This window comes from Bacillus cereus group sp. BfR-BA-01382 (assembly GCF_022663475.1).
GTDB classification, from domain to species: Bacteria; Bacillota; Bacilli; order Bacillales; family Bacillaceae_G; genus Bacillus_A; species Bacillus_A thuringiensis_S.
In genome coordinates this window covers 1-21,805 of the sequence record NZ_JAKUFQ010000026.1, presented here as the reverse complement: position 1 = coordinate 21,805, position 21,805 = coordinate 1, and the positions used below count along the sequence as shown (strand labels likewise).

Sequence of the window (21,805 nt, the reverse complement as noted above, 5' to 3'; positions counted from 1 at the left end):
AGGAATTTGATTATAGTTTTGAAAATCGACACTTTTCCATAAAAAAAGAGGAGATACAACTCTCCCCTCTTCTTACGCTTTTTCCTGCGATTCTTTTCCGAGCTTCACATCAATAGTTCCTTCTGCAACCGTATCGCTAATTTGCTCCTCAATAACCGATTGAGATGCAGCATTCGTTTCAGACGTATAAGCTTGTTGCTGTGCAACTTGTACATTTTGTTTATTTTGTTGTTTCGCCATTTCTTACCCTCCTTTTCATTCTTTCTTATTTTGAACAAAAAGGACGGTTTTCATCAAAAAATCGCGTTTCATTTTAAATTTGTTACTTCTTCTTCAAGCAACCTCATTACTCTTGCTCGCTTCGTAAATGTTGCGACCTGAGTAACACCGTGAGCTCGTAATGTTTGTACATTTTCTTGTACATAATTCCCTAAATCATTTGGATAATGGGCATCCGAAGAAATCGTAATTGGAACACCATACTTAGCTAATACTTGTAAATATAGTGGACTTGGGCACATCTCACGAACAGGGTAACGATAGTACAGTCCTGCATTTATTTCTGTTGCCGTATTCGTTTCTACTAACGCACAGGCAATTTCCTTATAATAAGAAAGCTGTTCATTCTCATCCAATCGATAATTAAATACTTTTATATTATCAAGATGAGCGATAATATCAAATAACTCTGTATGAATCGCACTCTCAACTGTTTTAAAAAACGTATCGTATAATGTGCGTAGGTCATGCACCTCAAAATATTCTTTCGTATCCGGATTATCAAATCCCCAGCCATTTAGAAAATGAACGGAACCAATTACATAATCAAAGTCTCCTAGCGCTAATAATTCTTTTAACTCTCCTTCACAATCAAGAAAATAATCCGCTTCAATTCCAAGTTTAAGTGTGACACCTCTTTTACTCCATCGTTCTTTCGCTTCTTCAATTGCCTTTGTAAAATCATACAGTGAAACTACCCTTACTTGATCTAACCATTCCTTCTGTATACGACCAAGCTTAGAATCACTAATATCTACATATTTTTCATAATATCCTTTCGCTTCATGAAAACGATATAGATGATCAACAATTCCCACTTCTTTTATTCCTTTTCGCACAGCTTCTTCTAAATAGAGATCCATCCATTCTTTTGTAAATGGCCCTTCCTTCACACGCTTTTGCAAACGCTCTTGTGTTTTCATAAGCCAATCAATAGAATGCCTTTCTTGAAGCGGTTCATAACATTCCAACGCTTCATTTATTTTAGCAAGCCATCTTATTGAATACGGTCCTTCTTCTAAGTGAAGATGATAATCTACTTTCATATACATTCCCCCTTATAATGTATCTATTTCCCTTCTATCCCCAACTCTCGAAAGCTTTCCATTTCGTTCTTTCACCTCTCGCATGACATCTTCCAATGCAATATTTTTTTCAGCCAATAAAACGAAACAGTGATAAAATACATCAACCATTTCTTTCACTACTTCTTCTTTATCATTATTTTTACATGCGATAATTACTTCAGCGCACTCTTCACCAATTTTCTTTAAAATTTTATCTTCTCCTTTTGAAAATAAATAATTTGTATACGATTCAGGAAGTGGGCTTTCCTTTCGTTCTTCAATTGTTTTATACAGCAACTTAAAGGCATTTTCCATATGTATCCCCCCTATATAATTTGATAGTGAAAGCATGTCTTCTCCCCCGTATGACAAGCAGGCCCTACTTGTTTCACATTCACAACAATTGAATCTTGATCACAATCTAAGTATAGAGATTGCACATATTGAACATTCCCTGATGTTTCTCCCTTATTCCATAACGACTGCCTCGAACGAGAATAAAACCATGTTCTTTTCGTCTCTAACGTTTTTTCATATGCGTCTTCATTCATATAAGCTAGCATTAAAACTTCTTTCGTACCTTCTTCGATGACAATTGCTGGTATTAATCCTTTTGAAAAATTAGGTTTCATAACCGCACCTCAACATTTGCATCTCTTAATTTTCGCTTTACACTCTGCACTGTCGCCTCACCATAATGAAATATGGATGCCGCTAACGCTGCATCAACCGTTGTCTTTTGAAAAACTTCTATAATGTGATCCGTATGACCACAGCCCCCTGATGCGATGACTGGAATGGAAACACTTTTTGAAATCTCTTCTGTTAAACGAAGATCATATCCACTTTTCGTTCCATCTGCATCCATACTCGTTAACAAAATTTCACCCGCCCCGAGCTTAACAACACGCTTCGCCCATTCTATAGCATCCATTTCTGTGTCAACTCTTCCACCGTTGACGTATACGTTCCATTTATCTTCCGCTACTTTTCTAGCGTCAATTGCGACGACAATACATTGTGATCCAAAGTGTTCTGCCCCTTCTTCGATTAGCTTCGGGTTTCGCACTGCCGCTGAGTTTATTGAAACTTTGTCTGCTCCAGCTCTTAGTAAATTGTACATATCTTTCACACTTGAAATCCCCCCGCCAACCGTAAGAGGAATAAATACTTTTGCTGCTGTTTTTTCTACAACATCTATAATCGTTTTTCTTCCTTCATGGGTCGCCGTAATATCTAAAAATACGATTTCATCTGCCCCTGCCTCGTTATATGCTTCAGCTATTTCAACCGGATCACCGACATCTTGTAATCCTATAAAATTTACACCCTTTACGACTCGCCCTTCTTTCACATCTAGACATGGAATAATTCGTTTCGCTAACATAACTTCGTTACCTGTAATACTTCTTCTAAATCAATCTTTTTCTCGTAAAGCGCCTTTCCAATTATGACACCATATATATTCATATCATTTAACTTTTTCACATCTTGAATAGATGCCACTCCTCCAGAGGCAATGAGACGAATGCCCACACTTTTTTGAAGTAACGTCAATTGTTCAAAATTTGGCCCTGCAAGCGTCCCGTCTTTCGAAATGTCTGTAAACACAATCGTTTGAACACCTAAACTTTCCATTTGTTTCGCTAAACTAATATAAGAAATTTCAGACAAATCAAGCCAACCTCTCGTTGCTACGAAACCATTTTTCGCATCAATTCCAACAATGATTTTCTCTTTATATAGATGAACTGCTCCCTCTAAAAATGACTTATCATAAAGAGCCGCTGTTCCTAAAATCACTTTTTCTACACCTACTGACAATAACTTCTCCACCGCTTTAAGTGAACGAATTCCTCCTCCCACTTGCACAGGAATACGTACCGCCTTGCAGATTTTTTCAATGACGAGAAAATTTAGCGACTCGCCAGCAATTGCACCGTCTAAATCAACAATGTGTAGTATTTCCGCTCCAAGCTTTTCAAATATGATCGCCTGCGCTACCGGATCTTCATTCATCACCGTTTCTTTACTAAACTCTCCTTGATAAAGTCTAACGCATCGCCCTTCCTTTAAATCGATAGCCGGGAAGATTTCCATGCTTCTACCACCCCTTGAAAATTTTTTAATATTTGCATGCCAATTTCACCACTTTTTTCTGGATGAAACTGTGCACCAAATACATTTCCTTTCGCTACAAACCCTGGTACTTGCATTCCATAATCACTTACTCCGCATACAATTTCATCTGGACAATCCGCGTAATATGAATGAACATAATACACGAAAGAACCATCTACTAATCCATTCCAAAGCGGAAATTCTCTTTCCTTCCTTAATTCATTCCATCCCATATGAGGAATTTTATACGAAACTTTTAACTTACGAATTTCCCCTGGTAGTAAACCTAACCCACTACAACCTTTTAGTTCCTCACTTCGTTCAAATAAAAGCTGCATGCCCAAACATATACCGAGGAGTGGTTTTCCTATATCACAAACTTCTTTTAGTACACACACTAAATCTCTTTCTTCTAATACTTCCATCGCTTTCGGAAATGCACCTACTCCCGGTAAAATCACGCCATCGCTTCTCAATATCTCTTCTTTATCACTCGTTACAATGTGCTCTGCCCCAATATATTTTAATGCTTGCTCTACACTACGAATATTCCCCATTCCATAATCTATAATGGCAATCAATTACAACATCCCTTTCGTTGAATTTACACCAGTAATGTTGGCATTTTTTTCGACCGCTTCTCTAAGCGCTCTACCAAAAGCTTTAAATAATGCTTCAATTTTGTGATGTGTATTACTTCCATATAGAACGCGCGCATGTAATGTAATATTGGCAGCATGTGCAACTGCTCTAAAAAATTCTTCCGTCAATTCTGTATCAAAATCCCCGAGCTTCGGATTTGTTAATTCCCCTTGAAATACACAATATGAGCGTCCACTTATATCAATTGCGACAAATCCTAAAGATTCATCCATCGGTACATACGCTGAACCGTAACGATTAATTCTCTCTTTATTTTGCAATGCTTCTTTCAAGCAATTTCCGAGTACAATTCCAACATCTTCAACGGTGTGATGTGCATCGACAAATACATCACCTTCTGCCTCAACTTGCAATCCAAATCTTCCATGTCTAGCAAATAAAGTCAGCATATGATCGAAAAAACCAATCCCCGTTTGAATAGATACATTCGTACTTTCATCAAGCTGCAAACTTAATTTAATTTTTGTTTCTGTCGTCTGACGTACTTGACTGGACTGACGCATTATTTTTCCTCCTCTAACCTTATTTGGATTGCTCTCGCATGTGCATGTAACCCTTCTTTATTTGCAAGCTCTACAATATGATGCTGTACATTTTTTAATGCTTCCTCCGTATAAGAAATAAAACTTGATTTTTTCACGAAATCATCGACTGATAACGGAGAAAAAAATCTTGCCGTTCCGCTCGTTGGTAATACATGATTCGGTCCCGCCAAATAATCCCCGAGCGGTTCAGGTGCATATGGCCCAAGGAAAATAGAGCCTGCATGTTTCACATAATCTAGAGCATTCATCGGTTCTTTTATATGTAACTCTAAATGTTCTGGAGCAATTTCATTTGATAACTTTAGTGCCTCCTCTAAAGAAGGAACGATAAAGATGGCTCCATTTCTATTTATTGATTCACGTGCAATTTCACTTCTTGGTAACATTTCTAACTGTCTTTCTACCTCTTTTTCTACTTCTTTAGCTAGTTCCATATTCGTTGTAATACAAATTGCCGTTGCTCTCTCATCATGCTCTGCTTGCGATAATAAATCCGCTGCGATATATTTTGCATTACCTGTTTCATCCGCGACAACTACAATTTCTGATGGACCAGCAATCATATCGATATTTACTATTCCGTATACTTCTCGTTTCGCTAGAGCGACGTACAAATTTCCCGGTCCAACTATTTTATCCACTTTCGGAATCGATTCCGTCCCGTATGCTAAAGCCGCAATTGCTTGCGCGCCACCTATCGTATAAATTTCATCTACCCCCGCAAGATTTGCAGCAGCTAATATATGAGGATCAATTCCTTCTTTCCTCGGCGGTGTTACCATTACAATCTTTTTCACACCTGCGAGTTTCGCCGGCAATACATTCATTAATACTGAAGAAGGATATGAGGCTGTCCCACCCGGTACATATACACCTATATTTTCTAATGGCCGAATGAGCTGTCCTCTAATTATGCCTTTACTTTCACAATCGAATATTGAGTACTTCTTTTGCTTTTCGTGATACGAAACAATGTTTTTCTTCGCCTCTTTTAAAGCTTCTAAAAATGAATTCTCTACAAGCATACTCGCTTGCTGTATTTCTTCTTCACTTACACAAAAATCTTTCATCTCTACACCATCAAACTTTTTTGTATAGAAAGATAAAGCCTCATCTTTCCCTTCCCTTACATTTCTAATGATTTCTCTTACACTTCTTTGAACAGTTTCTTCTATTATATTAGCGTTTTCTCTTAGCACTTTTATTTTAGATAATGCCTCCTTAAAGTCTTCATAAATGATTTCCATTTTAAGTCCTCCTATTTCCCTGATAAGATTTCTTGCTCCATCATATTTACAATACTGAATATTTCGTCTTTTTTAGTTTTTAAGGCCGCCTTATTTACAATCATCCGAGCCGATATAGAGTGCATTTCCTCAAATACAATAAGTCCATTCTCTTGTAATGTTTTTCCTGTTTCAACAATATCTACAATTGCATCTGCCAATCCAAGAAGAGGAGCGATTTCTACAGAACCTTCTATTTTAATAATTTCTACGTCCTCTCCCTTATCATGAAAATAAGTAGAAGTAATATGTGGGTATTTCGTAGCAATTCTTTTCTTCCGGTAACTTTTCGGATTATACGTAGGAATAGAAGCAACACAAAACTTACAAATCCCTACTCCTAAATCCAGCATTTCATAAATATCTTTCTCGTTTTCCATTAAAATATCTTTTCCAACGATCCCAATATCAGCTACCCCATGTTCTACATAAGTAGCAACATCAACCGCTTTTACTAAAATAAATGAAACATTTGTATTTTTACTTTGAAATACAAGCTTCCGACCTTTATTTTTGAGTTCCGAACAATCAATTCCAATCTGCTCAAAGAGTGGAATTACATGTTTTTCTAATCTTCCTTTCGTTAACGCAATTTGAATGTTACGCATGAAGTCTCTCCTTCTTTCTGGACTACCCATTTCTCATTCCACACATATTCCACTAAGTATTCATTCTTTGCCTCAACGACCGTTCCTATTTTATTTTTTCTTGCAAATTGAAAGGTATCGCTTAAATTAGAGAATAGAGATAACCAGGCATTTTTCCCGTCCTTTCGAAGTAAATTTCGTAACCTTTCTGCTTCTGCTAATCTATTTAACTCATAATGAATCACAATATCAATTTGATTTCGTTCATATGGTTCTTGCTGCTCTTGTAGCGCCTTCACAATTTGATTTACTTGCACCGCGAGTCCAACAGCCGGCAGCGTTTCTCCAAAATTCCCAATTAGCTCATCATATCTTCCGCCACTAACGATTTCTTCTCCAATTTCATATATATATCCTTTGAAAATAACACCCGTATAGTAATCTAAGTGTTGAATCATGCCTAAATCAATTGATATGTAAGAACCATATCCTAACGTTTCCATTGTTTCATACATTTCTTTTACTCTTGCAATTGCCATTTTCATTTCATTACTTGAAGCAAGCTTTTCTGCTTCCTCAATAACTTCTAAATTTCCAAATAGCCTCGGTAATTTCTCAAGTAATCTTACTGTCTCATCGCATCGATCTAATTTCTTTTCTCCGATGAAATTTGAGAGGGCAGCATAATTTTTACTTTCTATATACGTTCTAAGTACCCTTTCTTCTTCATCATGGATGGAGAGCTTTTTTACAATACATTTATATAACTGTACTTGCCCAATCTCAATTGTAAAAGATTGCACATTCAACTTTTGAAGTGCTTGAATGACACTTATTACGCATTCAATTTCAGCTCTTACATTATCAATCCCGATAACTTCAATACCACTTTGTACGATTTCATTATATTTTCCAGAATGGGATTCATTTGCTCGAAATACATTCCCGCTATACGTCACTTTAAGTGGCGTATCCCATCTCTGTGTTCCAATAACTCTCGCTAAAGGAATTGTCATATCTGGACGTAAAACGATAATCCTTCCCTTTTCATCAAAAAATTTATACATCTTCTCTTCATCTATCGGTCTATTTTGAAATGCAAAAACATCATAAAATTCAATTGTAGGTGTTCTTATTTCCTCATAACCTCTCTCTAAAAAAGTAAGCCTTAATTTTTGCTCCACTTCTTCAATTAATGTACATTCTTCGAATAAATAATCTCTCGTTCCATTCGGGTTTGCCCGCTTCCATTTTGTCATCTAAATTTTCACACCTTTCCCCTTCTAATGTATGCCGATTTCATTCACCTAAGCCGAAAATAAAAAGAGCCTTGTAGACAAAATACCTACAAGGCTCTTCAATAGAGTGTAGGTACAACGGGAATACCCCTTGTACCTACACGTTTTCACGCTAGGTTCAAGGGTTTCATGTATGATGATGTAGTTGTGTAAGCATTGTAATAGATCGCACGATATTCATAATACTTACTCCCTTTCTCCTCTGATTTTCACATAGTATATAACAGTTAATTTTGAATGTAAATACATTTTTAATATTCCGTCACTTTTTTAATATAAAGCCACTTTTCTTTCATACTCTTTTATTTCTTGTTCATATTGCATTGTAATACTAATTTCATCTAAACCATTTAATAACTTCTCTTTCCACATTTTCTCGATTGTAAAATGGAATCTATGCGTATTCGTTGTAATTACTTCATTTTCTAAATCAACTGTGATTTGTTCCCTCGCATCTGTTTTAGCAAGTTGTTCACGCATATCTTTATCCATTACAATCGGTAACATGCCATTCTTCATACAATTCATATAAAAGATATCGGCAAATCCTCCAGCGATAATAACGCGGAAACCATAATCAGCAAGCGCCCATGGAGCATGTTCTCTTGACGAGCCACATCCAAAATTATCACCTGTAATTAATATGCTGGCTCCTTTTCTTTCTTGTGCATTAAGAGGAAAATTAGGGTTTTCTTGGCGATTATTATCATATCGCCACTCATCAAATAAAAACTTCCCAAACCCAGTTCTTTCAATTCTCTTTAAATATTGCTTCGGAATAATTTGATCTGTATCAATGTTATCATTCATCAGTACTGCGGCAGTACCTTTATGAATACGAAATGGCTCCATCATAACTCTCCTTTCTAATATCAACAAAATGACCATATAACGCAGCCGCAGCCGCCATTGCCGGGCTAACTAAATGCGTTCGTGCTCCCTTTCCTTGTCTTCCTTCAAAATTGCGATTTGACGTAGAGGCACAATGTTCTCCTTCAGGCACTTGATCTGGATTCATACCTAGACACATTGAGCATCCGGGCTCTCTCCATTCAAATCCAGCTTCTTCAAATATGCGATGTAATCCTTTATGCATCGCTGCTTCTCTTACCCTTTGAGATCCGGGTACAACAAGTGCTCGCACACCTTCTTTTACTTTCTTACCTTTCACGACAGATGCAGCAATTTCTAAGTCAGAAAGCCTAGAATTTGTACAAGATCCAATGAAAACATGTTGAACTGGAATGTCATACGTACTTTGTCCGGGACTCAATCCCATATAAGAAAACGCTCTTTCGTCATTTACATCATACTTTTCTGGCAATTTCTCATCAATCCGAACACCCATACTAGGATTTGTTCCCCACGTAACGTACGGCGCTAAATCCGTAACATCTACTGAAATATGTAAATCATAAACTGCATCTAAATCTGTATAAAGTTCTGACCATTTTTTCTTAATAGATTCATAGTCTTTCGGCGCATATTTACGCCCTTTTACGTAAGCAACCGTTTTTTCATCTGGTGCAATAATACCAGCCTTTGCTCCCCCTTCAATTGCCATATTGCAAAGCGTCATCCTCTCTTCCATATCCATAGCATGAATGGTCTCTCCGTAAAACTCCATTACGTAACCTGTTCCAACTGCTACTCCGTACTTTGAAAGGAGATGTAAAATAATATCTTTCGCATAAACACCTTGCGGTAACTTTCCTTTTAACTCAATGCCCATCGCTTTCGGCTTTCGTTGCCATAACGTTTGCGTTGCCAATACATGTTCCACTTCACTCGTACCAATACCAAACGCTAGTGCACCAAAAGCACCGTGTGTTGCTGTATGACTATCACCACAAACAATCGTTTTTCCTGGCTGTGTGAGTCCAAGTTCTGGTCCTATAACATGAACGATCCCTTGCTCTTCATCTCCGATATCCGCTAATGGCACCTGAAATTGTTTACAATTTTCCCGAAGTGTATCTAGTTGCTGCTTCGCAATACGATCGGTAATATTCCAAACATCTTTCGTTGGAATATTATGATCCATCGTTGCAAATGTTAAATCTGGTCTGCGGACTCTTCGATTTGTAAGCCGCAAGCCTTCAAAGGCTTGCGGTGACGTTACTTCATGAACAAGATGTAGATCGATATATAATAAATCCAATCCATTTTCATTAGTCGCAACTACATGTCTTTCCCAAAGCTTATCTAGTAACCTTTTCCCCATTATTTTCCTCTCCCTACTAACGCTTGCTCTTCCATTTCTTGAATAACTGCCTTTGTAAATGAAATTGTCGTTTCAGTCCCCCCGATATCTGCTGTACATTTTCCTGATTTAAGGACTGCAGAAACTGCTTCTTCAATTGCATATCCTTCCCTCGTTAATCCGAACGATTGCCCAAGCATCATTGCAACAGAACGCATCATCGCAATTGGATTCGCCTTATTTTTCCCCGCAATATCCGGCGCTGATCCGTGAATAGGCTCGTATAATGAAGGCCCCTTTTCAGCGTGACTTGCTGATGGAAGCATTCCTAATGATCCAGCTAATACTGAAGCCTCATCACTTAAAATATCACCAAATAAATTTTCCGTTACAATAACGTCAAATCTTCCTGGATTTCGAATTAATTCCATAGCCGCTGCATCTACTAAAATGTGTTCTACTTCCACATTTGGGTAGCGAAGTGCTACTTCTTCTGTCACAGTTCTCCATAGTTTACTAGACTCTAAAACATTCGCTTTATCAATAGATGTTACTTTTTTCTTCCGCTTATTCGCTAATTGAAAAGCATACGAAACGATACGTTCAATTTCATGGCGATGATACGTAAGTGTATCTGTCGCCACTTCTTCCGTTCGCTCTTTCGGATAAGAAAAATAAATTCCGCCTGTTAATTCACGAACGACAACGAAATCAATTTCATCCACATTTTTTAATGGTGATAAATGTGCAGTTGCACTTTCTACCGTTACAGGGCGAACATTCGCAAATACACCGAGTCCTTTTCTTAATGCTAATAATCCTTTCTCAGGCCTTTCTTTCGCACTATCCCACCTTGGTCCACCTACTGCTCCAAGTAAAACCGCATCACTCGCTAAACAGGCGGCAAGTGTTCGCTGTGGTAATGGTTGCCCAGTTAAATCGATAGCAACACCACCAAAGTACTCATCTTGCAAATGAAAATGATGTCCATATAGCCTTTCTACCATATGCAATACTTCCTTCGCACTTTCCATAACTTCTGGACCGACACCATCACCAGCTAAACAAACGATACGTTTTTCCATTTTTAACACTCCTTTTAACTGAATTTTCAGAACTTTAATTTGATAGGTGAGGAAAACTTCTCTCACCTATCAAATATTTATTTCACAAGCGCTATAAGAGATTTTAATTTCCCTGCTGCATGGACATAAGCTCTCGCCGACGCTTCCAATACGTCTTGCGCAACTCCGAAACCTGATATTTGGTGACTACCTTCTTTTAATTCAACATGAACGTGAGCAAGTGCATCTTGACCTTGTGTAATAGATTGTATGCGATAATCTGCCAATTCACATTCTAGTCCTAAAATTCTTTGAATCGCATTGTATATCGCTTCAATACTACCAGAACCAGTGGCTGCATCTTCATATACATTTCCTTCCTCATCCTTCAGCACAACTGTTGCGCATTGTGTACTATTTGATACGAAATGCACTTGTAATTGCGTAATGTTATATTGCTGGGCTGCAAATGCTGCTTCACCAAGCATAAGTGCGCGTAAATCTTCCTCAGTAATTTCCTTTTTACGATCAGCCAATTTTTTAAACGCTTCGAATACCGCATCTCGCTCTTCATTTGTAAATTCATAACCAAGCTCTTTCATTTTTTCCGTAAACGCATGACGGCCAGAATGTTTCCCAAGTACAAAGAGATTTTGAGATTCTCCTATAAGCGCTGGTTCGATAATTTCATAAGTTGTTACTTCTTTTAGAACCCCATCTTGGTGGATGCCTGATTCATGAGCAAATGCATTCGCTCCAACGATTGCTTTATTTTTCGGTACAACCATACCCGTTAACCTGCTTACTAATGTACTCGTCGCCTTAATCTCTTTTAAAGTCATAGAAGGTTCTGCTTTATAAAAATCTTTTCTAATATGAAGAGCAACCGCAACTTCTTCTAACGCTGCATTCCCTGCTCTTTCTCCAATGCCATTAATCGTTCCTTCTACTTGCAATGCTCCGCCTTCAACCGCAGCTAACGAATTTGCTACTGCCATACCAAGATCATCGTGACAGTGACAAGAAAAAATCGCTTTTTCATATGATGGAACGGATTCTTGTAAGTATTTGAAAAGAGAATAATATTCTTCTGGATTCGTATATCCAACTGTATCCGGAATATTAATTACATTCGCTCCTGCGCGAATCGCAGTTTCTACTGCTTCAGCTAAAAATGCTCTCGATGTTCTTGTCGCATCTTCTGCAGAAAATTGTACTGTCGGAAATAATGATTTTCCAAGCGTAACCGAACGATGAATACTATTTAACACGTCTTCTTTTGACATACAAAGTTTATATTTCATATGAATATCACTCGTAGCTAGAAATACGTGTAGACGAGGAGATACAGCACCTTTCACTGCTTCATATGCTCTTCGAATGTCACTTTCTTTCGCTCTAGCTAAACTCATAACCGTAGCATTTTGAATTGTATTCGCGATGCGTTTTACTGATTGGAAGTCACCTTCGGAAGCTGCCGCGAATCCAGCTTCCATTACATGAATACCAAGCCTCTCTAATTGCCTAGCAATTTGTAATTTCTCTTGTTCATTTAAATTTACTCCTGGTGATTGTTCGCCATCACGAAGCGTTGTATCCATGAACAAAATCTGCTTCATATTATTTAATCCCTACCTTTACTCGCGGCTGTACGAAAGGCATCATTTCACGTAATTTACGTCCAACTACTTCAATTTCATGTTCATTCTCTTTCTCATTTGTCGCGTGGAAATTTGGTCTTCCTGCTTTATGCTCTGCAATCCAGCCTCTTGCAAATGTACCATCTTGAATTTCTGCTAATACTGCCCCCATCGCTTTCTTCGTATCTTCAGTAACAACGCGTGGTCCTGATACGAAGTCTCCCCACTGCGCTGTATCTGAAACTGAATATCTCATATTTTCAAGTCCACCTTCATACATAAGGTCAACGATTAGCTTCAGTTCATGTAAACATTCAAAATATGCAAGTTCAGGCTGGTATCCCGCATCAACTAACGTTTCAAACCCTGCTTTTACAAGTGCAGTCACTCCGCCGCAGAGTACAGCTTGCTCTCCAAATAAATCTGTTTCTGTTTCTTCTTTAAACGTCGTTTCTAATACACCAGCTCTCGTTGCTCCAATTCCGTCAGCATAAGAAAGTGCTTTTTCAGTCGCAACTCCTGTTGCATCTTGATATACGGCAAATAGTGCAGGAACAGCCCCGCCCTCGGCGAACGTACGGCGTACGAGATGCCCCGGTCCTTTTGGCGCTACTAGAAATACATCTACATTAGCTGGTGGTTTTACTTGATCAAAGTGAACATTAAATCCATGTGCGAACACGAGAGAATTTCCGGCTTGTAAATTTGGTTCAATTTCAGCTTTATATACTTCTGGTTGTAATTCATCAGGCAGTAGAATCATTACTACATCAGCTTTTTCCGCTGCTTCTGCTACTGTATATACAGAAAATCCATCTTCATTCGCTTTATCCCAAGACTTACCTTTTCTTAAACCTACTACTACATCAAATCCGTTATCACGTAAATTTTGCGCATGCGCATGACCTTGCGAGCCATATCCGATGATTGCTACTTTCTTTTCCTTTAATACATTTACTGTTACATCTTTCTCATAATAAACTTTTGCCATTTTCATTTCCCCCTATATTTAAATGATTATTGAATTAACATAACTTGCTTATCTTGTTTTTTCATACTACGTGTAAATGCTGTTACACCTGTTCTCGCAATTTCTTTCAAACCGTATGGTCTAAGTAATTCAATTAACGCTTCCACTTTATCTTGCGTACCTGTTACTTGCACAACTATGGAATCCTTCCCAACATCTATTACAGCGGCTCGAAACGGTTCAATTAAACTATATAATTCCGCCCTTGCTACAGAAGTTGCTACTTTAATAAGAGCAAGCTCTCTAGCAATCATCGCTTCTTCTGTAATATCTGATACTTTCAGAACATCGATTTGCTTATGAAGTTGTTTAATTAACTGCTCAACTTGCTGTTCACTTTCCACATGCACAACTATCGTCATTCGCGATATATCTGATGATTCCGTATGACCTACTGAAATACTTTCAATATTAAAATGTCTTCGTGTCATAACCCCTGTAATTCGGTTTAACACACCACTTTGATTTCGAACTGTCGCTGTAACAATTCTCTTCACCTTTTTTCCACTCCTTCCATTTGGTGAACGCCTTTCCCGGGCGCAACCATCGGCATAACTTTCTCAGATTGAAGTACACGGCAATCAATTAAGACTGGTTCTTTTAATTCAATCGCATGCTTCAACTGCTTCTTTGCAAGAAGTGGATCATCAATACGAACAGCTTTTATACCATACGCATTCGCAAGAGCGACGAAATCTGGTTGACACGACAATAAGGAATGTGAATATCTTTGATTATAAAATTCGTCTTGCCATTGCCTTACCATTCCTAAAGCTTCATTATTTAAAATAAATACTTTAACAGGTAAAGAATGTTCTTTTAATACACTTAATTCTTGTAGAGTCATTTGAAACCCAGCGTCACCAACAATTGCAATGACTAGTTCTTCAGGCTTTGCGATTTGCGCACCAATTGCTGCTGGAAATCCGAATCCCATCGTTCCCAATCCGCCAGAAGTTACCCATTTATCTGGATTTTTCAGCGGATAATATTGCGCTGCCCACATTTGATGTTGCCCAACGTCTGTTGTTACAATCGCTTCTCCTTTCGTGATTTCATATAGCATATCAATTGCGTATTGAGGTTTAATACTTTCAGAGTTTCGTTTATAAGAGAATGGATACTGTTCTTTTCTACTCTTTAATAAAGAGATCCATTCATGATGATTTCCTTTCCTTCCTTCTGGTTGAAGTAATACTTCCAATGCCCGCTTAGCACTTGCAACAATAGGAATTTCAGTCGGCACATTTTTTCCGATTTCTGCTGGATCGATATCGATATGTGCGACAGTCGCTCCTTTAGCAAAATAAGCTAAATTTCCAGTAAGCCGATCATCAAATCTCGCGCCTACATTAATGAGTAAGTCGCATTCATATAACGCCATATTGGCTGTGTAAGAACCATGCATTCCCCCCATCCCTAGAAAAAGTTCATCATCTGGCGGAAAGCCACCAAGACCAAGTAATGTATGCACAACAGGAATTTCATATTTACGCGCAAAACTTGTTAACTCTTTTGATGCTTTCGCATGCAATACACCTGCTCCAGCTAAAATTAACGGCTTGTTTGCAGCACTAATTGCTTGTAATAATTTGTTTATTTGGAGTAAATTCGGTTCATAATTTGGGTTGTATCCTGGTAAATCCATTTGCACATTATTACATCGTTCTCCTTGCTCTACTACCATATCTTTCGGAAGATCGATCACGACTGGGCCTGGTCTTCCTGTTTTAGCAATATGAAATGCTTCTTTAATAATTCGAGGTAAATCTGAAGCCTTTCGCACTTGATAGTTATGTTTTGTCACCGGCATTGTAAGCCCCATAATATCCGCTTCTTGGAAAGCATCACTTCCAATTAACGTTGTTGCTACTTGCCCTGTAAATACAACAAGTGGTAATGAATCAATCATCGCATCTGCTAGACCAGTAATCACATTTGTAGCACCTGGACCACTCGTTGCAATGACAACCCCTGGATTACCAGTAATTCTGGCATACCCTTCAGCAGCGTGAATTGCTCCTTGCTCATGCCTTGTTAAAATATGAGGAATTTCACAATCATACAGTGCATCATAGAGAGGTAAAACAGCACCACCAGGATAACCGAAAATCACTTCTACTCCTTCCTTTTCTAGCGCTTCTAACAATAGCTGTGCACCAGTTGCCAGTTTCTCTTCCGTTTTTGAAGACATTGTTCTTATAAGCCCCCTTTTTGAAAACCTTTATCAATAAAAAAAATCCTACGTCCACACTCCAGCTATGTGCTGAAGGGACGAAAGATTTCGCGGTACCACCCTTCTTTGCAAGAATACTCTTGCCTCAGTGACCCATAAATGGATCTAGCTAATAACGGAGCTACCGTCTAAGCCTAGACAAATGCTTCAGCTTAGCACTCAAGGGCGATGTTCGTCGACGTGAACCATCGGTTTTCAGCAACCACCGACTCTCTGTGAGGCTTCACAATCAACTACTCCTCCCTCTCAACGCTTTCTTATGTTATAAAAAGTTGTTATCCAACTTTATTTTCTTCGTAAATTTTCTCTCCATCTTCTATAACTAACTTTCGGAATTCTTCCAATAAACGATTCGTATGTGGACCCGTTTGCCCTAAACCAATCGTTCTACCATCTACTGTCGTAACAGCAATAACTTCAGCAGCTGTTCCTGTTAAAAACACTTCATCAGCTACATATACATCATGTCTTGTAAATAACTCTTCTCTTACGTCATATCCAAGTTTTTCGCCGATTTCTAAAATGGCGTTTCGTGTAATACCTTCTAACGCTCCAGCAGAACTTGGTGGTGTAATTAATTTATTTCCTTTAACAATAAACACGTTATCTCCTGATCCTTCAGCTACATATCCTTGATCATTTAACATAAGTGCTTCTTGTACTCCAGCTAATTTCGCTTCAATACGAACTAAAATATTGTTTAAGTAATTTAAAGATTTTACTTGAGGGGATAAAACATCGGGACGATTTCGGCGCGTTGCAACTGTTACAACTGGAATCCCTTTCTCATAATATTCTTGTGGGAATAAAGATAATTGTTCTGCAATTACTACTACATTCGGCTTCTTACATGAATCGGGATCCAATCCAAGATTTCCTGCTCCTCTTGATACAACAAGGCGAATGTATCCATTAGATAATTTATTTTGTCGAATCGTCTCAACAACAATATTCGTTACTTCATCTAATGAATATGGAATTTCTAAAAGGATTGATTTTGCTGATTCATACAACCGGACAAGATGCTCTCTCAAACGGAAAACATTACCGCTATAAACTCTAATTCCTTCAAATACTCCATCGCCATATAAATAGCCATGATCATATACCGAAACTTTTGCTTCATCTTTCGGAACAAATTCTCCATTTAAGAAAATCCATTGCTCATTCACTGGAAGTGCCTCCTATGTTCTATGAATTTTTTATTGTTTCCTAGTTTACTCTCCTTTTTAAATAAATCAAGTAAATTTTTAGAAAATTTATAATTTTTAATCGTACGTACATCTTCAATTATATTGATTTAACAACATTGTTAACGTTTACAAAAAGTCCGAAAATTTTTTTCGCCAATTTTCACTAAAAAAATATTTGTTTAAAAGAAGGATTTTCATCAATTAATACGAATCTATTGTATTCAATAAACGGACGTCCGATTTTATAAATCCGGGAATATATAACGACTTTTGCTGAAAAAGGGGGAAAATAACAAAAATAGCGCTGTCTAAAAATAACATTCATATTTTTCATTTCGTAATCATAATCCTATTTTTAAAAAACAATTTGTCAAAATGAAGGAGGAAATAAATATGGCATGTGTACAAATTAAAGGAACGAGACAAGAGGTAGTAGAAATGTTGCAATTATTTGATCTAATGGACACGAAAGGTTTTTGTAAATTCGATAATTACGTAGAGGTAGAACCAAACACGCAAGAACATAATCATTTTATTGCTTCAATCGACATCCATTCAAATACTTCTTCTGCACAAGATACATTAAACGATCAATTCGTTAGTCAAATGCTTACTGGCGTATATAACGACTAAACAAAGATTTACTTCCTACCGTCTTTTCATAAATATATGCAGTGAACTTGAGCATACTAGCAATTAGATGGTAGGAGGTGAGAATTATGGCTAGAATTGGCGTTGAAAACTCATTAACAGACGTTCAACAAGCTCTTCAGCAACAAGGTCATGAAGTTGTTACACTTAACTCAGAACAGGATGCACAAGGGTGTGATTGTTGCATTGTAACTGGGCAAGATTCTAATGTGATGGGCATTGCAGATGCATCAATTAAAGGATCAGTCATTACAGCTCACGGTTTAACAACGGATGAAATTTGTCAACAAGTTGAAATTCGCACTTAAAAAAAGAAAGAGGACTCCTTTTGAAAAGGAGTCCTCTTTTTTATATTCACCTAACGGGAAAGTAACATATACTGGATGAAAGCCCTACCTCTCTCTCATCATTACGGTTCCACTGACCGCTCCTTGATTCACTAGTATACCTATAAAGCTTACACTTATAATTTATAGGGTTTGTTCACAAAAGTTGTTGGTAAGACTACCCGATCTTTCGCAAACTTTTCGTATTACATTTATAAGATTTATTTACTTTATACTAGCTGTAACCGAGACACGAATTAAAATTTTAACATCAATAAAATAACTTGTCAACATTTTTTGTAAATTAAAAACAGACAGTAACGGTTTGTCTGTTTTAGAATGGAGCTTTTTCTTTTATTACATATACAACAAAACCGCTTACTAACATACATAAACCAACTACTAAGTTTTTGATATTAATCATAAATTCCTCTCCCTTATTCCACACATCATATATATTTACAGTTCAATTATTCCGATCATCCTAAAGCGCACTTTTTCTAATATATCATAATTCCTAAAAAATGCAAGTTCACTTTTGGCGACCATTTACAAATTTATCTACAGTGCTTGGTACCGTATTTAAAGCCTTTTCAATTAAATGTGTACTACTATTGAGGTGTAATACTTGCACACCGTTAGAACCGACTACTAAAAAAGCAACTGGGCTAATAGAAACCCCAGCCCCGCTTCCTCCTCCAAATGGATGCCCTTGCTTTTTCTCTTTATGCTGATTTTGCCCACCGTTATGTTTTTCAGTAATGAAATCCCCTTTAAAATCACTTCCACCAGCTCCAAAACCAAAAGCCACCTGAGATACTGTTAATACTACATTTCCGTCAGCTGTTGAGACCGGGCTCCCAACAATTGTATTTACATCTACCATCTCTTTTAAATTTGTCATTGCCGTTTTCATTAAATTTTCAATTGGATGTTCCATTATGTATTGCACCCTTTCCTCTTTATTCCTTTTTATACTTTCCAAAATAGAGGAAGTCATACTAACTTTTCCTATTTCAAGAAAACATTTTCCTCCTTTTAAAAGATACTACTCCCTGTACATGCTCCGGTATAGTGAAACTTTAATCAGTAGGATGTGTACGTAGCTCGACTCCCACAAATAGCAGGATAAAAAAGAAAAAGAGATACATACTACTATTGAACCTTGTTATGAAAGGAGTCATGACTTTGACTGAGAAATTTGATGATTATAAAAGAAGAGATAGAATAGATAGTGATTATAGTGACTATAAAGAAGAGTACGCCGCTGAGGTTGCACCACAACGCATTGATTATGATTACGATGATAAAGACGATAAAGATGTTGTAAAATCATCCGCCGCTGGATCAACTGCTGGTTTTATCGCTCTTGCGCTATCTATCTTATCGCTATTTACATTCCCAACACTATTTGGTCTTGTTTCTGTTTTACTCGGTATTTACGCTTATAATCGCGGAGCTACTGTAACTGGCGGTATCGCTGCAGTTGTCGGTGGGATTGCTGCACTTATCGCAATTTTATTCCGAGTAGCACTTATTGGTTTATTGTTCTCCCTGTTCTAAAAAAGAAAAAGGTATCTCGCTTAACGCGGGATACCTTATCCTGTAAACACATCTTCCGATGGATATTTTATTTTTTGTTTTGCTGGTCGCGCTAAAGAAAACACAAGTGTTAACGGTCCAATTAATCCGCAAAACATAACAAACATAATAATACATTTTCCGAATGCCGATAGCTTTGCAGTAATTCCCATCGTTAATCCGACTGTGCCAAACGCTGATATTGTCTCAAATAATAATTGAATAAAGCTGAAGTTTTCTGTAAGCATTAATATAAATACCGCTGTAAAAATAAGTATTTGACTAGCAACAGCAATCGCTAAGGCCCTCGTTACTGTCGACATTTTAATTGTACGCTGAAATAAAACAATTTCTTCCTTTTTTCTAAAGAAAGAAAGGACAGATGTAATTAAGATAACAAACGTTGTTAATTTAATTCCTCCACCTGTTGATACACTTCCTGCACCAATAAACATTAAAATCATCGTAAATAATATAGATGATTCTTCCATACCTCCATAGTCAATCGTATTAAATCCAGCTGTCCGCGGGGTAATACCTTGAAAGAAGGAAGCCCATAGTTTTTCATTTAAAGATAAATTCCCTAACGTCTTCACATTATTATATTCCAATACAAAAATTACAATCATTGCTATAACATTTAACACTACTGTTCCAATAATCATTATTTTTGAGTGAAGTGATAATTTTCGAAAACTGCGACTATACCATATATCAATTAATACGGTAAAACCGAGTCCACCTATTACAATTAAAGAGCAAATCCCAATATTAATAATGGGATCCCCTACATATCTTGTTAAATTATCTGGCCATAAAGCAAATCCTGCATTATTATAAGATGCAATTACATGAAAAATACTATAGTATAAACCTTTTCCAAAACCAAACTCTGGAATAAAGCGAAACGATAAAAAGATGACCCCAATAAGCTCAATACAAATCGAAAATATAAAGACACGCTTTACTAATTTTACAAGACCACCTATATTTGTTTGATTAAATGCTTCTCCAATTAATAAACGATGGCGTAATCCGATTTTTTTGCCTAATACCCAAACAATTAAAATGGCAATTGTCATAAGACCTAGACCACCTGTTTGAATTAAAAACATAATAACAATTTCGCCAAACATCGTAAATGTACTTGCTGTATCCACTACTCCCAAACCAGTTACGGTCGCTGCTGACGTTGCTGTAAAGAAAGCATCTACCCAACTAATATGTGCTTTCGTTGCGAATGGTAACTTTAATAACAAACCGCCAACCACAATTAAGCAGAAAAAACCTAATGCTAATATTTGTGGTGGGTTTAATCGTATAAGACGATTATACAGCCCTTGTTTTTTTGTTACTTCCATATCACTAACTCCCTTATTAAAGTGAAGCTTTCCCCTCATAAATAAAAAGCTTTTAAAAAGCCCTTAAACAATTGGGACAAACCTTATATTCTTATAATATAGTTGAGCATAATCCTTTTTTTCATAGATTACAACTTTTATTTATATTCAGATTCCTTTTTGTTTTATGCTGGAAAACTATATATCCTAGCTCAATATTGCTAGCAATAACAATTTCATATGTACTATTTTTCAAATCCCCATATCTTTCACTCTATGTTCACATAGAGGTCACATCCACCTTTTATAGTATATGTATCGAAGCTGTTCCTCCCTAATTTTTAAGACATTCCCCAGTGTCTTTGAATAGCTTCCATCCCTAATTAAATTGACATAAATTGTCCCCTTCCTTGACCATCTTATAAATGATGGTCTTATTTTTTTGTCTTTCTATCTTTTCTTTAAAACTCCCTCTCTCTTTCACTCTATGTTCACACAGAGGTCACATCCACCTTTTATAGTATATGTATCGAAGCTGTTCCTCCCTAATTTTTAAGACATTCCCCAGTGTCTTTGAATAGCTTCCATCCCTAATTAAATTGACATAAATTGTCCCCTTCCTTGACCATCTTATAAATGATGGTCTTATTTTTTTGTCTTTCTATCTTTTCTTTAAAACTCCCTCTCTCTTTCAC

General features: G+C 37.1%; 25 protein-coding genes and 1 other annotated feature. Of the genes, 3 read left to right on the top strand and 22 right to left on the bottom strand.

The features are described from left to right. Positions 1-72 precede the first annotated feature (72 nt). The 19 genes from MR160_RS13070 to ilvE all read right to left on the bottom strand — a co-directional run bounded on the left by MR160_RS13070 (position 73) and on the right by ilvE (position 17,191). A complete protein-coding gene (locus tag MR160_RS13070) occupies positions 73-240 on the bottom strand; it encodes a DUF4025 domain-containing protein (protein ID WP_001118893.1) in 168 nt (55 codons plus the stop codon). A 68-nt stretch (positions 241-308) separates the two neighbouring features. Beyond that, a complete protein-coding gene (locus MR160_RS13065; RefSeq protein ID WP_000861857.1) occupies positions 309-1,325 on the bottom strand; it encodes a histidinol phosphate phosphatase domain-containing protein in 1,017 nt (338 codons plus the stop codon). Between the two features lie 12 nt (positions 1,326-1,337). After that, positions 1,338-1,661 (bottom strand): phosphoribosyl-ATP diphosphatase, encoded by a 324-nt coding sequence (hisE, locus tag MR160_RS13060; RefSeq protein WP_000426355.1) that lies wholly within the window; start codon positions 1,659-1,661, stop codon positions 1,338-1,340. A gap of 11 nt (positions 1,662-1,672) precedes the next feature. Then, positions 1,673-1,978 (bottom strand): phosphoribosyl-AMP cyclohydrolase, encoded by a 306-nt coding sequence (hisI, locus tag MR160_RS13055; RefSeq protein WP_000803959.1) that lies wholly within the window; start codon positions 1,976-1,978, stop codon positions 1,673-1,675. Further along, entirely contained in the window at positions 1,975-2,733 is a 759-nt protein-coding gene (gene hisF, locus MR160_RS13050) for an imidazoleglycerol phosphate synthase cyclase subunit (RefSeq protein WP_000880105.1), read from the bottom strand. The genes hisI and hisF overlap by 4 nt, the downstream gene beginning before the upstream one ends. Further along, a complete protein-coding gene (gene hisA, locus MR160_RS13045) occupies positions 2,727-3,446 on the bottom strand; it encodes a 1-(5-phosphoribosyl)-5-[(5-phosphoribosylamino)methylideneamino]imidazole-4-carboxamide isomerase (protein ID WP_242297439.1) in 720 nt (239 codons plus the stop codon). Before hisA ends, hisF begins: the two co-directional genes overlap by 7 nt. After that, positions 3,419-4,048 (bottom strand): imidazole glycerol phosphate synthase subunit HisH, encoded by a 630-nt coding sequence (hisH, locus tag MR160_RS13040; protein WP_000560346.1) that lies wholly within the window; start codon positions 4,046-4,048, stop codon positions 3,419-3,421. Before hisH ends, hisA begins: the two co-directional genes overlap by 28 nt. Further along, positions 4,049-4,633: an imidazoleglycerol-phosphate dehydratase HisB gene (hisB, locus tag MR160_RS13035; protein ID WP_001249962.1), complete on the bottom strand. Its 585-nt coding sequence runs from the start codon at positions 4,631-4,633 to the stop codon at positions 4,049-4,051. Further along, positions 4,633-5,922 (bottom strand): histidinol dehydrogenase, encoded by a 1,290-nt coding sequence (gene hisD, locus MR160_RS13030; RefSeq protein ID WP_000402916.1) that lies wholly within the window; start codon positions 5,920-5,922, stop codon positions 4,633-4,635. Before hisD ends, hisB begins: the two co-directional genes overlap by 1 nt. Before the next feature lie 11 nt (positions 5,923-5,933). After that, complete coding sequence (hisG, locus tag MR160_RS13025) at positions 5,934-6,569, bottom strand: ATP phosphoribosyltransferase (protein ID WP_001244492.1); 636 nt, start codon at positions 6,567-6,569, stop codon at positions 5,934-5,936. Then, positions 6,545-7,807 (bottom strand): ATP phosphoribosyltransferase regulatory subunit, encoded by a 1,263-nt coding sequence (locus MR160_RS13020; protein ID WP_000170302.1) that lies wholly within the window; start codon positions 7,805-7,807, stop codon positions 6,545-6,547. Before MR160_RS13020 ends, hisG begins: the two co-directional genes overlap by 25 nt. Positions 7,808-8,116: 309 nt before the next feature. Continuing rightward, the gene (leuD, locus tag MR160_RS13015; RefSeq protein ID WP_000433191.1) at positions 8,117-8,698 is read right to left on the bottom strand and encodes a 3-isopropylmalate dehydratase small subunit; all 582 of its coding nucleotides are present in this window, start codon (positions 8,696-8,698) and stop codon (positions 8,117-8,119) included. Beyond that, positions 8,676-10,070 carry a 3-isopropylmalate dehydratase large subunit gene (gene leuC, locus MR160_RS13010; protein ID WP_097826496.1) on the bottom strand — a complete coding sequence of 465 codons (1,395 nt, stop codon included), beginning with the start codon at positions 10,068-10,070 and terminating at the stop codon, positions 8,676-8,678. The genes leuD and leuC overlap by 23 nt, the downstream gene beginning before the upstream one ends. Further along, on the bottom strand, positions 10,070-11,134 hold the full coding sequence (gene leuB / locus MR160_RS13005) for a 3-isopropylmalate dehydrogenase (RefSeq protein ID WP_000415389.1): 1,065 nt from the start codon (positions 11,132-11,134) through the stop codon (positions 10,070-10,072). The genes leuC and leuB overlap by 1 nt, the downstream gene beginning before the upstream one ends. 77 nt (positions 11,135-11,211) lie before the next feature. Beyond that, positions 11,212-12,732, bottom strand: a complete 1,521-nt coding sequence (gene leuA / locus MR160_RS13000) for a 2-isopropylmalate synthase (protein ID WP_000809594.1) — start codon at positions 12,730-12,732, stop codon at positions 11,212-11,214. Between the two features lies 1 nt (position 12,733). Further along, entirely contained in the window at positions 12,734-13,744 is a 1,011-nt protein-coding gene (gene ilvC, locus MR160_RS12995) for a ketol-acid reductoisomerase (protein ID WP_001151745.1), read from the bottom strand. Positions 13,745-13,770: 26 nt separating this feature from the next. Next, entirely contained in the window at positions 13,771-14,280 is a 510-nt protein-coding gene (gene ilvN / locus MR160_RS12990; protein ID WP_000822952.1) for an acetolactate synthase small subunit, read from the bottom strand. Beyond that, on the bottom strand, positions 14,277-15,977 hold the full coding sequence (ilvB, locus tag MR160_RS12985; RefSeq protein ID WP_218226366.1) for an acetolactate synthase large subunit: 1,701 nt from the start codon (positions 15,975-15,977) through the stop codon (positions 14,277-14,279). Before ilvB ends, ilvN begins: the two co-directional genes overlap by 4 nt. Positions 15,978-16,050: 73 nt before the next feature. Further along, positions 16,051-16,278 (bottom strand) — a binding site (T-box leader). Between the two features lie 16 nt (positions 16,279-16,294). Beyond that, complete coding sequence (gene ilvE / locus MR160_RS12980) at positions 16,295-17,191, bottom strand: branched-chain-amino-acid transaminase (RefSeq protein ID WP_001005485.1); 897 nt, start codon at positions 17,189-17,191, stop codon at positions 16,295-16,297. 414 nt (positions 17,192-17,605) lie between these two features. On the opposite strand from ilvE, the gene MR160_RS12975 reads away from it, so the two are divergent. Both MR160_RS12975 and MR160_RS12970 read left to right on the top strand, forming a co-directional pair. Beyond that, entirely contained in the window at positions 17,606-17,845 is a 240-nt protein-coding gene (locus tag MR160_RS12975) for a DUF3911 family protein (RefSeq protein ID WP_000752514.1), read from the top strand. An 86-nt stretch (positions 17,846-17,931) separates the two neighbouring features. Next, positions 17,932-18,171: a YkuS family protein gene (locus tag MR160_RS12970; protein ID WP_000101016.1), complete on the top strand. Its 240-nt coding sequence runs from the start codon at positions 17,932-17,934 to the stop codon at positions 18,169-18,171. A 352-nt stretch (positions 18,172-18,523) separates the two neighbouring features. On the opposite strand, the gene MR160_RS12965 is transcribed toward MR160_RS12970, so the two are convergent. Both MR160_RS12965 and ytfJ read right to left on the bottom strand, forming a co-directional pair. Beyond that, positions 18,524-18,613, bottom strand: a complete 90-nt coding sequence (locus tag MR160_RS12965; RefSeq protein WP_000608225.1) for a hypothetical protein — start codon at positions 18,611-18,613, stop codon at positions 18,524-18,526. Positions 18,614-18,721: 108 nt separating this feature from the next. Continuing rightward, entirely contained in the window at positions 18,722-19,189 is a 468-nt protein-coding gene (gene ytfJ / locus MR160_RS12960; protein ID WP_000204240.1) for a GerW family sporulation protein, read from the bottom strand. A gap of 188 nt (positions 19,190-19,377) precedes the next feature. Here ytfJ and MR160_RS12955 point away from each other — a divergent pair, with 188 nt between their 5' ends. Next, positions 19,378-19,752, top strand: coding sequence for a hypothetical protein (locus MR160_RS12955; RefSeq protein WP_000136546.1), 375 nt, complete (start codon positions 19,378-19,380; stop codon positions 19,750-19,752). A gap of 35 nt (positions 19,753-19,787) precedes the next feature. On the opposite strand, the gene MR160_RS12950 is transcribed toward MR160_RS12955, so the two are convergent. Beyond that, positions 19,788-21,131: a TrkH family potassium uptake protein gene (locus tag MR160_RS12950; protein WP_000454114.1), complete on the bottom strand. Its 1,344-nt coding sequence runs from the start codon at positions 21,129-21,131 to the stop codon at positions 19,788-19,790. Positions 21,132-21,805 lie beyond the last annotated feature (674 nt).

Coding starts and splice junctions, on each gene's coding strand:
- MR160_RS13070 (WP_001118893.1), bottom strand. CDS start 240: ATGGCGAAACAACAAAATAAACAAAATGTACAAGTTGCACAGCAACAA.
- hisF (WP_000880105.1), bottom strand. CDS start 2,733: ATGTTAGCGAAACGAATTATTCCATGTCTAGATGTGAAAGAAGGGCGA.
- MR160_RS12965 (WP_000608225.1), bottom strand. CDS start 18,613: ATGATTAATATCAAAAACTTAGTAGTTGGTTTATGTATGTTAGTAAGC.
- MR160_RS12975 (WP_000752514.1), top strand. CDS start 17,606: ATGGCATGTGTACAAATTAAAGGAACGAGACAAGAGGTAGTAGAAATG.
- hisE (WP_000426355.1), bottom strand. CDS start 1,661: ATGGAAAATGCCTTTAAGTTGCTGTATAAAACAATTGAAGAACGAAAG.
- hisD (WP_000402916.1), bottom strand. CDS start 5,922: ATGGAAATCATTTATGAAGACTTTAAGGAGGCATTATCTAAAATAAAA.
- ilvC (WP_001151745.1), bottom strand. CDS start 13,744: ATGGCAAAAGTTTATTATGAGAAAGATGTAACAGTAAATGTATTAAAG.
- hisI (WP_000803959.1), bottom strand. CDS start 1,978: ATGAAACCTAATTTTTCAAAAGGATTAATACCAGCAATTGTCATCGAA.
- MR160_RS12970 (WP_000101016.1), top strand. CDS start 17,932: ATGGCTAGAATTGGCGTTGAAAACTCATTAACAGACGTTCAACAAGCT.
- leuA (WP_000809594.1), bottom strand. CDS start 12,732: ATGAAGCAGATTTTGTTCATGGATACAACGCTTCGTGATGGCGAACAA.
- hisB (WP_001249962.1), bottom strand. CDS start 4,633: ATGCGTCAGTCCAGTCAAGTACGTCAGACGACAGAAACAAAAATTAAA.
- leuD (WP_000433191.1), bottom strand. CDS start 8,698: ATGGAGCCATTTCGTATTCATAAAGGTACTGCCGCAGTACTGATGAAT.
- leuB (WP_000415389.1), bottom strand. CDS start 11,134: ATGGAAAAACGTATCGTTTGTTTAGCTGGTGATGGTGTCGGTCCAGAA.
- MR160_RS13065 (WP_000861857.1), bottom strand. CDS start 1,325: ATGAAAGTAGATTATCATCTTCACTTAGAAGAAGGACCGTATTCAATA.
- hisG (WP_001244492.1), bottom strand. CDS start 6,569: ATGCGTAACATTCAAATTGCGTTAACGAAAGGAAGATTAGAAAAACAT.
- MR160_RS13020 (WP_000170302.1), bottom strand. CDS start 7,807: ATGACAAAATGGAAGCGGGCAAACCCGAATGGAACGAGAGATTATTTA.
- ilvB (WP_218226366.1), bottom strand. CDS start 15,977: ATGTCTTCAAAAACGGAAGAGAAACTGGCAACTGGTGCACAGCTATTG.
- leuC (WP_097826496.1), bottom strand. CDS start 10,070: ATGGGGAAAAGGTTACTAGATAAGCTTTGGGAAAGACATGTAGTTGCG.
- hisA (WP_242297439.1), bottom strand. CDS start 3,446: ATGGAAATCTTCCCGGCTATCGATTTAAAGGAAGGGCGATGCGTTAGA.
- ytfJ (WP_000204240.1), bottom strand. CDS start 19,189: ATGACTTCCTCTATTTTGGAAAGTATAAAAAGGAATAAAGAGGAAAGG.
- MR160_RS12950 (WP_000454114.1), bottom strand. CDS start 21,131: ATGGAAGTAACAAAAAAACAAGGGCTGTATAATCGTCTTATACGATTA.